General features: G+C 33.4%; 15 protein-coding genes. 8 read left to right on the top strand and 7 right to left on the bottom strand.

The window, feature by feature from the left end; genetic code table 11:
* The first annotated feature begins 33 nt into the window (after positions 1-33).
* From AC6CH4_RS24010 to scpA, 5 genes are all read left to right on the top strand, one after another.
* Positions 34-915 carry an SDR family oxidoreductase gene (locus tag AC6CH4_RS24010; RefSeq protein WP_498107525.1) on the top strand — a complete coding sequence of 294 codons (882 nt, stop codon included), beginning with the start codon at positions 34-36 and terminating at the stop codon, positions 913-915.
* A gap of 254 nt (positions 916-1,169) precedes the next feature.
* Positions 1,170-1,778 (top strand): uridine kinase, encoded by a 609-nt coding sequence (udk, locus tag AC6CH4_RS24005; RefSeq protein WP_192187364.1) that lies wholly within the window; start codon positions 1,170-1,172, stop codon positions 1,776-1,778.
* 155 nt (positions 1,779-1,933) lie between these two features.
* Positions 1,934-2,266 (top strand): FtsB family cell division protein, encoded by a 333-nt coding sequence (locus AC6CH4_RS24000; RefSeq protein ID WP_498107522.1) that lies wholly within the window; start codon positions 1,934-1,936, stop codon positions 2,264-2,266.
* Positions 2,267-2,282: 16 nt separating this feature from the next.
* Positions 2,283-3,647 (top strand): methylmalonyl-CoA mutase subunit beta, encoded by a 1,365-nt coding sequence (locus AC6CH4_RS23995; protein WP_498107520.1) that lies wholly within the window; start codon positions 2,283-2,285, stop codon positions 3,645-3,647.
* Between the two features lie 43 nt (positions 3,648-3,690).
* Positions 3,691-5,832 carry a methylmalonyl-CoA mutase gene (gene scpA / locus AC6CH4_RS23990; protein ID WP_498107518.1) on the top strand — a complete coding sequence of 714 codons (2,142 nt, stop codon included), beginning with the start codon at positions 3,691-3,693 and terminating at the stop codon, positions 5,830-5,832.
* A gap of 53 nt (positions 5,833-5,885) precedes the next feature.
* Here the strand turns inward: scpA and AC6CH4_RS23985 are convergent, their stop codons facing one another.
* The 4 genes from AC6CH4_RS23985 to dapF all read right to left on the bottom strand — a co-directional run bounded on the left by AC6CH4_RS23985 (position 5,886) and on the right by dapF (position 9,428).
* Positions 5,886-6,533 (bottom strand): peptidoglycan-binding protein LysM, encoded by a 648-nt coding sequence (locus tag AC6CH4_RS23985; protein ID WP_498107516.1) that lies wholly within the window; start codon positions 6,531-6,533, stop codon positions 5,886-5,888.
* Between the two features lie 452 nt (positions 6,534-6,985).
* Entirely contained in the window at positions 6,986-8,026 is a 1,041-nt protein-coding gene (mltG, locus tag AC6CH4_RS23980; protein WP_498107514.1) for an endolytic transglycosylase MltG, read from the bottom strand.
* A 10-nt stretch (positions 8,027-8,036) separates the two neighbouring features.
* Positions 8,037-8,570 carry a GNAT family N-acetyltransferase gene (locus AC6CH4_RS23975; RefSeq protein WP_498107513.1) on the bottom strand — a complete coding sequence of 178 codons (534 nt, stop codon included), beginning with the start codon at positions 8,568-8,570 and terminating at the stop codon, positions 8,037-8,039.
* 75 nt (positions 8,571-8,645) lie between these two features.
* Positions 8,646-9,428, bottom strand: coding sequence for a diaminopimelate epimerase (dapF, locus tag AC6CH4_RS23970; RefSeq protein WP_498107511.1), 783 nt, complete (start codon positions 9,426-9,428; stop codon positions 8,646-8,648).
* 138 nt (positions 9,429-9,566) lie between these two features.
* Between dapF and AC6CH4_RS23965 the strand changes: the two genes are divergently transcribed.
* Positions 9,567-10,967, top strand: a complete 1,401-nt coding sequence (locus tag AC6CH4_RS23965) for a trypsin-like peptidase domain-containing protein (protein ID WP_498107509.1) — start codon at positions 9,567-9,569, stop codon at positions 10,965-10,967.
* Between the two features lie 204 nt (positions 10,968-11,171).
* Positions 11,172-12,620: a glyceraldehyde-3-phosphate dehydrogenase gene (locus AC6CH4_RS23960; RefSeq protein ID WP_498107507.1), complete on the top strand. Its 1,449-nt coding sequence runs from the start codon at positions 11,172-11,174 to the stop codon at positions 12,618-12,620.
* Positions 12,621-12,682: 62 nt separating this feature from the next.
* On the opposite strand, the gene AC6CH4_RS23955 is transcribed toward AC6CH4_RS23960, so the two are convergent.
* Entirely contained in the window at positions 12,683-13,141 is a 459-nt protein-coding gene (locus AC6CH4_RS23955) for an Lrp/AsnC family transcriptional regulator (protein WP_041516998.1), read from the bottom strand.
* A gap of 202 nt (positions 13,142-13,343) precedes the next feature.
* Between AC6CH4_RS23955 and ald the strand changes: the two genes are divergently transcribed.
* On the top strand, positions 13,344-14,462 hold the full coding sequence (ald, locus tag AC6CH4_RS23950; RefSeq protein ID WP_498107504.1) for an alanine dehydrogenase: 1,119 nt from the start codon (positions 13,344-13,346) through the stop codon (positions 14,460-14,462).
* Between the two features lie 135 nt (positions 14,463-14,597).
* Here the strand turns inward: ald and pafA are convergent, their stop codons facing one another.
* Positions 14,598-16,235, bottom strand: coding sequence for an alkaline phosphatase PafA (gene pafA / locus AC6CH4_RS23945; RefSeq protein ID WP_498107502.1), 1,638 nt, complete (start codon positions 16,233-16,235; stop codon positions 14,598-14,600).
* A gap of 60 nt (positions 16,236-16,295) precedes the next feature.
* Positions 16,296-16,489 (bottom strand): hypothetical protein (locus tag AC6CH4_RS23940; protein ID WP_498107500.1); only part of this gene is annotated, 194 nt, incomplete at its 5' end.

Below are 16,489 nucleotides of genomic sequence, written 5' to 3'. Positions count from 1 at the left end.
ATTTAATTAATATTGCAATAAAAAGAAAAAAGTATGAGCTATACAGATAAAATGTTGCGCGATGATGCCTTAAAAGGAAAAGTCATTGTAGTTACAGGTGGTGGAAGTGGTTTAGGAAAAGCAATGACTAAATATTTCTTAGAATTAGGCGCTCAGGTAGCGATTACTTCAAGAGATTTAGACAAACTAAAAGCAACTGCTACAGAACTTGAAACCGAAACTGGCGGAAAATGTTTACCGCTTCAATGTGATGTTCGTCATTATGAAGAAGTAGAAAATATGCTTCAGGCAGTTTTGAAAGAATTTGGAAAAGTAGATGTTCTTTTGAACAATGCTGCCGGAAATTTCATTTCACCAACAGAACGTTTATCTGCAAATGCATTTGATACTGTTATCGATATTGTACTGAAAGGTTCTAAAAACTGTACACTTGCCTTTGGAAAACATTGGATTGACAGTAAACAAACATCGGCAACAATTTTAAATATTGTTACGACTTATGCCTGGACTGGTTCTGCTTATGTGGTTCCAAGTGCTACCGCCAAAGCTGGAGTTTTAGCAATGACAAGAAGTCTTGCCGTAGAATGGGCAAAGTACGGAATCCGTTCTAACGCAATTGCTCCGGGACCATTCCCTACAAAAGGTGCCTGGGACAGATTATTACCCGGAGATCTTGCAGAAAAGTTTGATATGGCCAAAAAAGTACCATTAAAACGTGTAGGTGATCATCAGGAGTTAGCCAATTTAGCAGCTTATCTAGTTTCCGATTTCTCAGCGTACATAAACGGAGATGTCATTACAATTGACGGAGGTGAATGGTTAAAAGGCGCTGGACAATTCAATTTATTAGAAGCAATTCCGGAAGAACTTTGGGATCAGCTTGAAATGATGATAAAAGCAAAAAAGAATAAATAATTACAAGTGCTTACTAAATTCAGAATATTTTATTAAAACTATACTGATTGCACGAAATCCCGATGACTTTGCTCTCGGGATTTTTTTTATAGTTTTTACCATATAAGTGATATAAATTCAGTTAAATAATACTTTGTTTAAACATCTGTTTATTTAAATTTACTTACGTTACTTATATGGTTTAAATCAATAATATGCTTAGACAATTCACTTAAATTATTATTTTTGCCGAATAAATATATAATATCAAATTTATGCTCATTATAGGAATTGCAGGGGGAACAGGAAGTGGAAAAACAACAGTAGTACACCAAATCATGAACGAATTGCCAGATACGGAAGTTGGGGTAATTTCTCAGGACTCGTACTATAAGGAAACCAGCAATTTGTCATTTGACGAAAGAGCATTAATCAATTTTGATCATCCAAGAGCGATCGATTTTGAATTATTGGTAAAACATCTTAAAGCTTTAAAAGCTGGCGAAACCATTGACCAGCCGGTATATTCTTTTATTCAGCATAACAGAACCGACGATACTGTATCAACACATCCGCGAAAAGTAATGATTATTGAAGGGATTTTAATTCTCACTAATCCTGAATTACGTGAATTATTTGATATTAAAATTTACGTTCATGCCGATTCTGATGAAAGATTAATTCGTCGCTTAAAAAGAGATATTTCAGAACGTGGACGCGATATTGACGAAGTTTTAAACCGTTATCAAACTACTTTAAAGCCAATGCATGAGCAATTTATCGAACCATCAAAAGCTTTTGCTGATATCATTATTCCAAATGACAAATACAATACTGTAGCAATTGATGTGGTTCGTGCCGTAATTAATCAGCGAATTTTATAATTTTTATTGTAAATTTAGTCCATAAAAATTAGGAGCTCTTTCCCGCTCTCGCCTTTATCTTTTTATGTCCGCCGCGGCGGACATAAAAAGGATATCGGCTCCATCAGGGCTAGAAAGACGAGTCAAAATTCTAAGACACAATCGGTTAATTAAAAATGAAAATGAAAAATCCATATAAAGACAAATCATGGTTTAAATTCCTAGGCAATAAATATGTTTGGGTGTTGCTGTTTTTTGTTATCTGGATGTTATTTTTAGACAATTACTCCTATTTTGATCATCGCTTTTTAGATGGGCAAATCAATGAATTACAAGACAATAAAAAATATTATCAGGAAGAAATAAACAAAGATCAGGAACAGATCAAACAACTTAAAAATCCTGAACAAATAGAAAAATATGCTCGCGAAAAGTATTTTATGAAAAAAGACAGCGAAGATATTTACATCATCCAATTTGAAGGAGATACCATTCAAGAAAAAGAATAATCAGAAAAAACACTCCATGGCCACTACCTTATTCGACGATTTTAACCCGATTTCATCCAAACAATGGAAACAAAAAATTCAGTTTGAATTAGATGGAGCCGAATACAACCAAACTGTAATTTGGAATTCTCCGGAAGATATTCAGGTAAAGCCTTTTTATCACAGAGATGAATTTTCAAAAGCGGCAACAATAAAAACTGAAGCTTCGAATTTTAAAATCTGTCAAAATATTTTTGTTTATGATATCGATAAATCGATTCAAAGAGCTATTAATACCATTGAAAGAGGTGCAGAAAGTTTACGTTTTACGATTGAAAACGAAAAAATAGATATTCAAAAATTATTAGAAACTCTTCCTTTAGAAAACCGAATCGTTTACTTTAATTTGAATTTTATTTCAATCGATTTCGTAAAAAAATTAGACACTATTTCTTTACAAAAAAAAGCTGTTTTTTATTGTAATATTGATCCGATTGGTCATTTTGCACGAGAAGGAAATTGGTTTCCAACATCAGACAAAAATAATTTTGAAACGATTGAGAATATTGCAAAAGCAACTACAAACCTTTCCTTACTAAGCATAGATTTAGGTTTATATCAAAATGCAGGCGCCAATATCACACAACAAATTGCTTACAGTTTAGCACATGCAAATGAATATTTAAATCGTTTGCCCAACATAACAAAACCTTTTGTTTTTCAGGTTTCCGTTGGAACTAATTATTTCTTTGAAATTGCAAAACTTCGCGCTTTACGAATGCTTTTTAAATTAATTGCCAAAGAATATAATCCTGAAATTGAATGTCATTTTTTGGTTACGCCAACAAAACGAAATAAAACGATTTACGATTATAATGTAAATATGCTTCGCACTACAACCGAATGTATGTCAGCTATTCTAGGCGGTGCTGATTCCGTAGCAAATTTGCCTTATGATGCTTTATATCACAAAGACAACGAATTTGGAGACCGAATTGCGAGAAATCAATTATTGGTTTTAAAACATGAAAGTTATTTTGATAAAGTAGATAATCCTGCCGATGGAAGTTACTATATTGAAAGTTTAACAACCCAATTAGCAGAAAAAAGTTTGGCTTTATTTAAAGATATTGAAGCAAATGGAGGATTTCTGAAACTTTTGAACGACGGAACAATTAAAAAGAAAATTCAGGAAAGTGCTGCAAAAGAACAGGAATTATTTGATTCAAAAAAAGAAGTTTTATTAGGAACGAATAAATATCCAAACAAAGAAGACAAAATGAAACATGATTTAGAATTGTTTCCTTTTGTAAAAATAAAACCAAGAAAAACATTAATTACACCCATAATAGAAAAAAGATTAGCCGAGAAATTAGAACAAGAACGATTAGAACTTGAATAATCTCTTTCAAAGTAATTAATAACCCAACAAACGAAGTGTCTCCATGATAAGAAAAGACCTTAAACATATAACGTTAGATGTTAAAAGTCACGAGTTAGGCGGGCCAACTCATAACTCAAAACCCCTAACTCATAACTTCATAACCGCTGAAGGTATTGAGCTTAAAAAAACATACTCTGAAAAAGATCTTGAAAATCTAGAATTTCTTGATTTTGGAGCCGGCTTTGCGCCGAATTTACGTGGACCCTATGCCACAATGTATGTAAGACGCCCATGGACTATTCGTCAGTATGCAGGTTTTTCAACTGCAGAAGAAAGTAATGCTTTTTACAGAAGAAATTTAGCTGCAGGACAAAAAGGACTTTCAATTGCATTTGATTTGCCAACGCATCGTGGTTACGATTCAGATCATGAAAGAGTTGTCGGCGATGTCGGGAAAGCAGGTGTTGCAATTGATTCTGTTGAAGACATGAAAGTATTGTTTGATCAGATTCCATTAGATGAAATGTCGGTTTCCATGACTATGAACGGTGCTGTTTTACCTATTATGGCTTTTTATATAGTAGCGGCTGAAGAACAAGGTGTTGCAATTGAAAAACTATCCGGAACCATTCAGAATGATATTTTGAAAGAATTCATGGTGCGTAACACTTATATTTATCCTCCTACACCATCAATGAAAATTATTGCTGATATTTTTGAATTTACGAGCAAAAAAATGCCCAAATTCAATTCTATTTCAATTTCGGGTTATCATATGCAGGAAGCCGGAGCAACTGCAGATATTGAATTGGCCTATACTTTAGCAGATGGTTTAGAGTACATTAGAACCGGACTATCAACCGGAATGACAATTGATGACTTTGCTCCTCGCCTTTCTTTCTTTTGGGCCATTGGAATGAATCATTTTATGGAGATTGCTAAAATGAGAGCCGGAAGAATGATTTGGGCGAAATTAATTCAGCAATTCAATCCAAAAAGTGATAAGTCATTAGCTTTACGAACGCATTGTCAGACAAGTGGCTGGAGTTTAACAGAACAGGACCCTTTTAATAATGTAGCCAGAACTTGTATCGAAGCAACTGCCGCTGCTTTTGGAGGTACACAATCTTTACATACCAATGCACTTGATGAAGCAATTGCCTTGCCTACCGATTTCTCTGCAAGAATAGCACGTAATACTCAGATCTTTTTACAAGAAGAAACTAAAATCACAAAAACTGTTGATCCTTGGGCGGGAAGTTACTATGTTGAAAGTTTGACAAATGAACTTTTAGAAAACACTTGGAAACTTATTGAAGAAGTCGAAGAATTGGGTGGAATGACAAAAGCTATTGAAGCCGGAATTCCAAAACTGAGAATTGAAGAAGCTGCAGCAAGAAAGCAGGCACGAATTGATAGCGGGCAAGATATTATTGTTGGTGTAAATCAATTTAGATTAGAGAAAGAAGATCCGTTGCATATTTTGGATGTTGATAACCAAATGGTTCGTAAACAACAAATTGAACGTCTGGAAGATATAAAAGCAAAAAGAAATACTGAAAAAGTAAATCAATCACTGGAAAAATTAATTCATTGTGCCAAAACCGGACAAGGAAACTTACTGGAAATCGCAACCGAAGCGGCTCGCGAAAGAGCAACATTAGGCGAAATAAGCGATGCTCTGGAAAGTGTTTTTGGCAGGTACAAAGCACAAATTAAATCCTTTAGCGGTGTGTATAGTGCAGCAATAAAAAATGACGAAAATTTTGCAAAGGCAAAACAACTAGCTGATGCCTTTGCAAAACAAGAAGGAAGACGCCCAAGAATTATGATTGCCAAAATGGGACAAGACGGGCATGACAGAGGTGCAAAAGTAGTGGCCACAGGCTACGCCGATGTAGGTTTTGATGTTGATATTGGTCCACTTTTCCAAACTCCCGCTGAAGCTGCAAAACAAGCTGTTGAAAATGATGTCCATATATTGGGTGTTTCTTCTTTAGCTGCAGGACATAAAACTTTGGTTCCGCAGGTTATCGAAGAACTTAAAAAACATGGTCGCGAAGATATTATGGTAATTGTGGGTGGTGTTATACCAGCACAAGACTATCAATATTTATTTGATGCCGGTGCAGTAGCCATTTTTGGACCAGGAACAAAGATTAGCGAAGCAGCAATTAAAATTTTAGAAATATTAATTGATTAAATATATTCCATAAAAAAATCCCGATTAACTCGGGATTTTTTAATTTTTACTTTTTAGTCGTTTATTGTAGCGTTACTATCTGCTTCAATATAAGAGAGATCATAACCGCCAAAAGCTTTCATATAGCTTCTTAATGAAGTTCCATAGGCATCTCTAAAAAACCTGTTTCCCTTATTTTTAAAGAAGTTTTTGACTGATCCGGCACCACCAAGATGCGCAGCAGCTAAAATTCCAGATTCGGTAATGGCAATTCCGTTAATGATTTTTCCTTCATAGCGTTCGATTTCATTACGCAAAATCCATTTATTTTTGGATAATAGCGCAATAAATGCCTTTTCTTGCAAAGCAGGATCTTTTAAGAATGCTTTTCCACTACGAACACCAATAGATCTCAATGCCTGAGGACCAAATTGGTATTTGCCCATGTAACCAAGTGAATTTACCAAACGATATTTTCCCTGAGACTCTTTAAAAGCAACTGCTTCTTTAAAACCGATTAGATGATTTCCCGTGTATGGGACGTTTAATTTGTTTGATTCAGGATAATCATCCTTATCTAGCGATGGAAATAAGTATTCTGATCCATCTGTTTTTTCTATTAAAAACCAAGGTTTGGTTTCTAGATTAAAGGGTTTAAAACCCAAAGTTAAAAATGTAATAATAACGACTAAACTCGCATAAAAATACCATTTCTTTATCATAAATTGTTTTTCTTCAAAACGCTGTCACCCTCTTGAAATTTCTACGGTGCAAAGGTAAGCAAAAACAAACAATGCTGATATCCAACACATTACACGTTTTCAAAGAATACAAATATCTGCCCTAGCCCTTTATTAGTGCAGTTTTCGAGCGTTAATAAGCATTATTTATTTTCCTCAAAAACCTCAAAAAAATAAATCTTCAAAATATCATTTTTAGCAAATTTTTAGCAAATATGTTAAAATAACAATATTTAACTTACATGTTTTTCATTTTTTTTACATATAAATGAATGTCATTTTCTTTGGTTTTTTATTGCTCGAAATAAAAAAGTAAGAATGCAAATGTATTTTCTGCACTATAATTTTTCAAATTCACAACACTTCAAAAATTTCCATAAAAAAACCGAAGCTTTAACTTCGGTTATATTTTATGGAAATAATTTTCAAAAAAATTATCTCGTTACTCCTTGCTTAGCGATCCAGTCAGAATATTTTTTTGCATTTACATTATGTTCTGCTAAAGTTGAAGCAAACTCATGATATCCAAAACGCTCAACACTAGCACAAAAATAAATATAATCGTTTTTTTCTGGGTTTAATACTGCCTCAAGAGCTGTAATATCAGGCATTGCAATTGGTCCCGGAGGAAGCCCGATATTCACATAAGTATTGTAGGGAGACTTCATAACCAAATCATTATAAAAAACTCTTTTGATAACCTGATCAAAGTTATTGTCTCTTAATTTCAAGGCATAAATTACAGTTGGGTCAGCTTGTAAAGGCATTGCTAAACGCAAACGGTTCAAATACACTCCGGCAATTCTAGGTCTTTCATCTTTCTTAACGGATTCTTTATGAACAATTGAAGCTAAGATTGTTGCCTGAACAGGTGTTAAACCTTGTTCTTTTGCTTCTGCAATTCTTTTATCTGTCCAGAAATTGTGATATTCCTTGATCATTTTATCACGGAATTTTTCAGCAGAAGTATTCCAATATACTTCATAAGTATTTGGAATAAACATGGCGAAAACATTGTCTTCATTAAAACCATTAGCAGCCATGAAAGTCGAATCTTTAATCGCTTTCATTAAGGATAAACTATCCGCTTCAATTTCAGAACCAACTCTTCCGGCAAAATTCTCTAAACGTTCCTGATTGTTAAAAGCTAATTTAACCGGAACATTAGATCGCATTGCACGAACCAAATCCATATTATTCATATCTTTTTTAAGCAAAAAACGACCTGATTTTACATTTTCCGGATAGCTTCTTTTATTGGCTACCATTTCGAAGTTTTCAAAATTTTTAATATACGGCTCTAATATTTTTTTAACATCGGTATAATTTGCACCCGTTGGAACATAAACATACAGTTCTTTTTCCTCAAATTTGGTGTTGGCGCTAAAAATCCTGCTGATTAAAATAAATCCGTAAATCATTAAACCTGAAATTACGGCTACAGCAGTTATCGTGATAATTTTTTTTAAGCTCAAAGTCTAAATTTTAAATTTGTTTGTTAATTAACTGGTACATTGCCTCGTCTTGATAGTGGTTGTTCAGCAAGATCCAATCTTTTTTAATTCCTATTTTCTCAAAACCAAATTTAGTAAAAAGAGCTATACTTGCTACATTTTCGACACTAATATTTGCATAGAGCTGATGTAAATTTAAATTATAAAAAGCATATTTAATTAAAAGTTCTAATGCTTCAGAACCAATATTTTGTCTTTTATTTTCATTCTTTTGGATAACGATTCCAACTCCCGCTTTATTATTCTTCGGATCAAATTCAAATAAATCAATTAATCCAATAGCAGGAAAATCTTCATCCTGACAAATAGCCAACCGCAATTGTTTGGCTTCATAAATGTCCTGATGTGCATTTTCAAGATACTGACGAACCAAAAAACGACTATATGGCGTATACGTATTGCTAACTTCCCAAATGCTCTGATCATTTTCCATCGCATACACAAACTCTAAATCATTAGGTTCTAATGCACGCAGATAGATATTTTCTCCTTTGAGTGTGATCATTGTAATTTTAGATTGTTGATTTTAGATTTTGACTTCTCTAATTTTTGGATTTTGGAATTTAAAAATTGGATTTTTTTAAATTTCAATTGTTCCCTTAAAAACAAATTTTGCAGGACCAGTTAAGAAAACATTGGTAAATTGATCTCCAACTTTATCAAAAGAAACAACTAGTTTTCCTCCTTCAACATTTAAATTAATGGATGTTTTGTCAGTTTGACCTATCGCGTTCATTGCAATTGCAACTGCTGTTACTCCTGTTCCACAGGCTAACGTTTCATCTTCAACACCTCTTTCATAAGTACGAACAGAAAAAGTATCATCATCAATTTTCTTTACAAAATTGACATTGCTTCCTTTTTCTCCATATAATTCTCCGTAACGAATCGATGCTCCATTATCTTTTACATTATAGTTTTTCAAATCTTCAACAATTTGAACATGATGCGGAGATCCAGTATTTAAAAAAGTATAAGAATCTTTCTTTAGTATTTCATCTACATCAATCATTTGCAAAGAAACAATGGCATCATTTCCAACAGAAGCATGATGTAATCCGTCCGTTGCCATAAAAATTGCCTGATTCTTGATCACGCCCAATTGATTTGCAAAAGCTACCAAGCAACGACCTCCGTTTCCACACATCGAACTTTCGTTACCGTCAGAATTGTAATAAACCATTCTGAAATCAGTATCCGAATCATTTTCGAGTAAAATAAGTCCGTCAGCGCCAATGCCAAATCTTCTGTCGCACAATTGCTCAATCAGTTGAATATCTTCCTTTGGGAAAAAATTAGTACGATTGTCAATCATTACAAAATCATTGCCCGTACCTTGATATTTATAAAATTCTATTTGCATTTTTAGTCTATTAATAAGTACAAAAGTACGAACTATTAATTAATGAAATGTTAATCAATGTTAAAGAGCGTTAAAGCATTTTTTGAAATAATTTTTTCCTTTAATTTTACGTTAGTAACTTAAACATAAATCCTAATTATGAAAAGATTTTCAAGCTTATTTTTAGTGTCATTACTAAGTGGTGCTACTACACTTGGTGCTTACAAATTATTATTTGATGGCAACAATTCTTTTTTTGGAAGAGAAAATTCTGTTGTTACGCTCGCCCCCAATTCATTTGGCAGAAATGTTGCATTGTCAGCTGAAACAGTTGATTTTACAGCTGCTGCGGATAAGACAATCCATACTGTTGTTCACGTAAAGAATGTTTCAAGAAGAACAGTCAGTAATCCGATGATGGAATTTTTCTATGGATACGGTGGTCAACAACAACAGGAACAAGTAGGAACTGGTTCTGGTGTTATTATTTCTGAAGATGGATATATCGTGACGAATAATCACGTAGTTAAAGACGCTTCAGAAATTGAAATTACCTTAAACAACAAGAAATCATATACGGCAAAATTGATTGGTACCGATTCAAAAATGGACATCGCACTATTAAAAATCAATGCCGATGAAAAACTACCTTACACTGCTTTTGCAAATTCTGACAATGTAAAAATTGGCGAATGGGTTTTGGCAGTTGGTAATCCGTACAACCTTACATCAACTGTAACTGCGGGAATTGTTTCGGCGAAAGCCCGAAATTTAGACACCAGTGGTATTCAGTCATTCATTCAGACTGATGCAGCTGTAAATCCTGGAAATAGTGGTGGAGCGTTAGTAAATACTAGAGGAGAATTAATTGGAATTAACACGATGATTTCGTCAATGACCGGATCTTATGTTGGATATTCATTTGCAGTTCCGTCTAATATCGCCAGAAAAATTATCGAAGACATTATGGAATTTGGTAATGTTCAAAGAGGTATTCTAGGTGTTGAAGGTGGTGAATTAAATAGTACTGCTTCAAAAGAATTAGGAGTAACTCAAACTCAGGGATTTTATATCAGTAAAGTTTCTAAAAATTCCGGAGCAGAAAAAGCGGGCCTTACAAAAGGAGATATCATTGTAAAACTAGATGATCAAAACATTGCAACTTATGCTGATCTTTCTGGGTACATCAACACAAAACGACCAAACGATGTTGTCAAGGTTACTTATATGAAAGACGGGCAAACCAAAACAGTTCCGGTAACTTTAAGTAAAAATGAATTTTTTAGTACCGAATTTAAAGGTATAGAATTAGAAAATATCGATGCCGCTGATAAAAAGAAATTCAGAATTGATTATGGTGTAAAAATTAAAAACATAACCAATGACAATTTAATGCAATATCAAAATGAGTTGCAAGGAAATATTATTTTAAGCATTGATAATGTAAAAGCAACAAATGTTGAAACCGTTTCGAAACTTTTAAGCAAAAAAGACGAAGGACAAAGTGTCCGTATCGAAATGATAAACAGAAATGGAGAAATCTTCAGAATCATTATTTAGTCGCAATTATCAGTCTCAGTCTTCAGTCAAAAACTGAAAACTGAGACTGGGACTGAAACTCAAAAAAAGCCATCTTAAGAAATTAAGGTGGCTTTTTTATTTTCAAAAATAAATCACAAAATAGTTTACGAAATCGATTGAAATGGATACTTTTGCGCCAAATTTAAAAATAGTCGTCTATTTATTTTTTCAATTTGATCAATTATGAGTAAAAAAACTTTATACCAAAAAGAGGTATCATTACAAGTCGACCGAAGAAGAGCTGGTGTCGAATTAATAAAAGTCATAAGCGATTTATGGTATGACAAATCCATCGAAATGGTTCTATTCAAAAACCAATTATTGGATAAAAATGTCAGTGATATAATCAATTTACATCAATACGCAGGTGAATTCGTAGGAAAGCCCATTAGTGTCTTTGATTCTGTTGAAATTGCAAAAGTAATTTTGTCCTTAGATTTTCCACCTGCAAAATTAGATTTAGGAAAACTTACCTACGAATATCTTTTAGAAGAAGAGAAATATCCGGATGCAAGATATTTTGTTATGGAAAAATTGAAAAAAGCAAAATCAACAAAAGAAATTCAGCCAAAAGATGTTGTTTTATATGGATTCGGTAGAATTGGACGTTTGCTAGCAAGAGAATTAATGTCAAAAACCGGCAAAGGAAACCAATTGCGTTTAAGAGCAATTGTAACCCGCGACAAAAATGACGCTTCAATTTTAGAGAAACGAGCTTCTCTATTACGTTACGATTCAATTCATGGGGATTTTCAGGGATCAGTAATTGCAGATCCAAAAAATAATGCCCTAATTATAAACGGAACCACTGTTCACATTATAAATGCCAATACTCCCGAAGAAATAGACTACACACAATACGGAATCAACGATGCCTTAGTTATTGATAATACTGGTGCTTTTACAACTGAGGAAACGCTAAAAAGGCATTTAACTTCAAATGGAGTTAGCAAAGTTTTATTGACTGCACCTGGAAAAGGAGTTCCAAATATCGTTCACGGCGTTAATCATACTGAATATAATCCTGACGAAATAAATATTTTTTCTGCAGCATCCTGCACTACAAATGCCATAACACCAATTTTAAAAGCAGTTGAAGATACTTTAGGGGTTACAAAAGGTCACTTAGAAACCATTCATGCTTATACAAACGATCAGAATCTGGTTGACAATATGCATAAAAAATACCGTCGCGGAAGAGCTGCTGCATTAAATATGGTTATTACCGAAACTGGTGCCGGAACTGCAGTTGCAAAAGCAATTCCATCCCTTGAAGGAAAATTAACTTCAAATGCTATCAGAGTTCCCGTTCCAAACGGATCGTTGGTGGTATTAAACTTAGAAGTTAAAAAAGCTACCTCTATAGCAGGAATTAATAAAATAATGAAAAAATACGCTTTAGAAGGAGAACTTGTAGAGCAAATCAAATATTCTTTAAATAATGAATTAGTTTCTTCTGATATAGTGGGAACTTCTGCTCCATCGATTTATGACAGCAATGCAACAATTGTTTCTAAAGACGGTAAGAACATCGTACTTTACATTTGGTACGATAATGAATATGGATATAGTCACCAGGTAATTCGTTTAGCAAAGTACATTGCTAAAGTTAGACGTTTTACTTATTATTAATATAAAACTAAAACCAACTATTCTCAAAACCATCAAGTTTTCTTGGTGGTTTTTTGTTTATTTTAAATTGGAAGAACTGTCGTACTTTTTACTTCTGAAATCACAAAAACAGTGTTAATTAAGGAAACTTCAGGCAAGATTGATAATTTTTTTTGATGAAAATGGTGATAGCTTTCCATATCAGGAATGATAATTTTAAGCATATAATCGAAATTTCCAGAAACGTAATTACATTCAACCACTTCCGGTAAATTAAGAATGGATTGATTAAACCCTTCAGAAGTATCGTAAGTCTGTTTCGTTAAGGTAACCTGGCAATAAACAGTAAGATTATTTCCGAGTTTTTTCTTGTTCAAAATAGAAACATATTTCTCTATAACTCCCTCTTTCTCAAGGCGTTTAACCCTATCATGAACAGGAGTCAGAGATAGATTTATTTTATTTGCAATGTCCTTTAAAGTGTAATGGGCATTTTCCTGCAAAAGTCGTAAGATTTTTTTGTCAATTTCATCTAAAGCCATAACGAAAACGTTTTCTTAAATTAGTAAAATTTAGTCTTTTTTTCTTTTTTGAGAAGCCTAAACCTATCCAAAAAGAATATTTTTCTGTAAAAGTATAAAATAAAATAATATTTTCTTATTTATACCTCCAATATCAATAATATATTCTCTATCAGTAGCTTTGTAAAACAAATTCAAGAAGATAACAAAAAAATATAACAAGATGATAATAGGTGTTCCAAAAGAAATAAAAAACAACGAAAATCGTGTAGCATTAACTCCAGCTGGTGTTTCTGAAATGAAAAAACATGGACATACAGTTTATGTACAAGCAACTGCAGGTGTAGGAAGTGGATTTAGCGATGATGAATATGCAAATGCAGGAGCAGTAGTTTTAGGAACTATTGAAGAAGTTTATGCAATCGCAGAAATGATCATTAAAGTAAAAGAACCAATTGCTTCTGAATATCCTTTAATCAAAAAAGATCAATTGCTTTTCACTTATTTTCACTTTGCTTCATCAGAGCCATTAACTCATGCCATGCTTGAAAAAGGTGCAGTTTGTTTAGCTTATGAGACAGTTGAAAAAGCAGATCGTAGTTTACCATTATTAGTACCGATGTCTGAAGTTGCTGGTCGTATGGCAATTCAACAAGGAGCAAAATATCTTGAAAAACCATTGAAAGGAAGAGGAATTCTTTTAGGTGGTGTTCCAGGTGTACCGCCAGCTAAAGTATTAGTTTTAGGTGGAGGAATCGTTGGAACTCAGGCTGCAAAAATGGCTGCTGGTTTAGGTGCTCAGGTAACTATTATGGATTTAAGTTTGCCACGTTTACGTCAACTTGACGATATCATGCCAGCAAATGTAAATACAGAGATGTCAAACCATTACAATATTACAAGAGCAATTAAAGATGCAGATTTAATTGTTGGAGCTGTTTTAATTCCAGGAGCAAAAGCACCTCACCTGATTACTCGTGATATGCTAAAATTAATGCGTCCGGGAACTGTTGTAGTTGACGTTGCTGTAGATCAGGGAGGTTGTATTGAAACTTGTACTCCTACAACACACGAAAATCCAACTTTTATTATTGATGATATCGTTCATTATTGTGTGGCTAATATGCCAGGAGCTGTTCCTTATACATCAACACTAGCTTTAACTAACGCAACTTTACCTTACGCGGTACAATTAGCTAACAAGGGATGGGAAAAAGCTTGTAACGAAAACGAAGAATTGAAAAAAGGATTAAACATTGCTAACGGAAAAATTCTTTACAAAGGAGTTGCTGAGGCATGGAATCTTCCTTACAACGAAGAATTAGTGTTAGCAAACGCATAGTGCTAACATTATAATAAGTGCTTACTAAAAAACACTACTCAAAAGGCTTTTCTTAACTGAAAAGCTTTTTTTTTATGTATAAAAAAACCTGTCATATTTTATGACAGGTTTTACTTTTATATATAAATAGAAAAACTATTTTTTCTCGATTTTCTCGATTTTCTCGTCTAAAACTTCTTGCAACACTTTTGCCTCAGTTCCATTAGGAAAACTAACTTTAATTTTTTGAGCTATTGTTGGGGCAATTTCAGTAATCGCTTTTTTATCGTATGATTCTCCTTTTTTAATGTGCCATCCGTAAAAAATAGCAGGCACATGAGTATCATAACTATAAGGAGTTCCGTGAGAAGTTCCTGTAACAGAATATTCCATATCTCCTGGCTTATTGATGATAACCATATCACCATCCTGAGTAACATCATATCCTTTTGCAACAAAATTCAAATAATAATCATTTCCAGAATTAGCTAAAATTTCTTCTTCCGTATACACTTTCTTAATTTGTGGAAGTGAAATCATATACTCTTTAAAAGCTTGTTTTACTTTTGTTAACTCCAAACCTTTATCTTTAATTATTTGTTTATTGAAGAAAATATTGAAGTTAGAATAATTTAGTAACAAATCAACACCAAAAGTTTTTATAGAGAAATCCTGAAGATTTTTTCTAAAGTCTTTTGAAGGAAAATTATCTACATTGTATTTACGATCTTTCAAATAAATAACATTTTCGGCACCAGCATGATCAGCTGTTAAGAAAAGCAAGTAATTCCCTTTTCCAACTGTTTTATCCAAATAAGCTAAGAAGTCAGCAATAGTCTGATCTAATCTTAAATAAGTATCCTGAAGCTCCATAGAACGTGGCCCTAACAAATGTCCCACATAATCTGTAGAAGAAAAACTAACAGTTAAAAAATCGGTAATATTATCCTTTCCTAATTCTTCTTTTTCAATAGCTTTTTTAGCAAACTCAGCTAACAAATCATTTCCATAAGGAGTAGCTCTCAAAATTCCGGCATCATTTTTCTCATACATTGTTTTCAAATCATATGGAAAAACTGGTGCAGCACTACCATATAATTTACCTTCATAAGGGTTATTATCAGGTAAACTCTCATTATAAGTTGAAGCTGGCTTATACAAATCCCAGCCTTTGTTAATATATGTCATGTAATGTTTCTCATTATTAAACTGAGTCACCCATTCCGGCAATTTTTCACCATAAAAAGTACTAGAAATAAAAGAGCCAGTTTTACTGTACCAAAAAGCCCAATTAGCAAAATGACCCGCTGGCAAAATTGCACCACGATCTTTAAGACTCATTCCAATAACTTTACCTTCAAAATTGGTAGCCATTCTTACTTCATCCGTAATAGTAGTACTTTGAAGATTTTTAGGAGACATTGCGCCTTCTTCAACTGTTCCATCTCCAACTATTTTTACACCAGCATCATCTGTACAATACATTTCTTTTCCAGTTGTTCTGCTAAACCATTCGTTACCAACAATTCCATGTGTCGCTGGTGTCGTCCCAGTATAAATTGAAGCATGTCCCGGAGCCGTATAAGTTGGCATATAATTATAATGCATATTCTGAAAAGTATACCCACTATTCATTAATTTCTTAAAACCATTTGGAGAAAAGTCATCTGAAAATCGATATAAATATTCCATTTTCATTTGATCAACTACAATACCTACAACTAACTTAGGCCGTTGTTGAGCACTTAAATTTGAGATAACAAACAATGTTAACAATACAATACTTTTTTTCATACTTAAATTATAATATTTTACACAAAAATACAGATTCACATTTAAAATGGCTAACTGAGGCTAAATTAAAACCGAAAATTGATTTATATTTAACAGAAACAAGATGATATATTGTTGAAAGAATACGAATATTTTGGGCGTTTCCCTTCGGGCCGGGCTGTCTGCTGTATCTTTTGCTACAAAAGTTTGGTTTGGGAAAAAAGTTTCAGGGAATCGCAAAAGGATGCCGCTCCCATCTGAGCGCAGTCTATGAC

The sequence above is a fragment of the Flavobacterium sp. GQ95 genome, from assembly GCF_059758655.1.
This window is presented reverse-complemented; position numbering and strand designations above follow the sequence as displayed.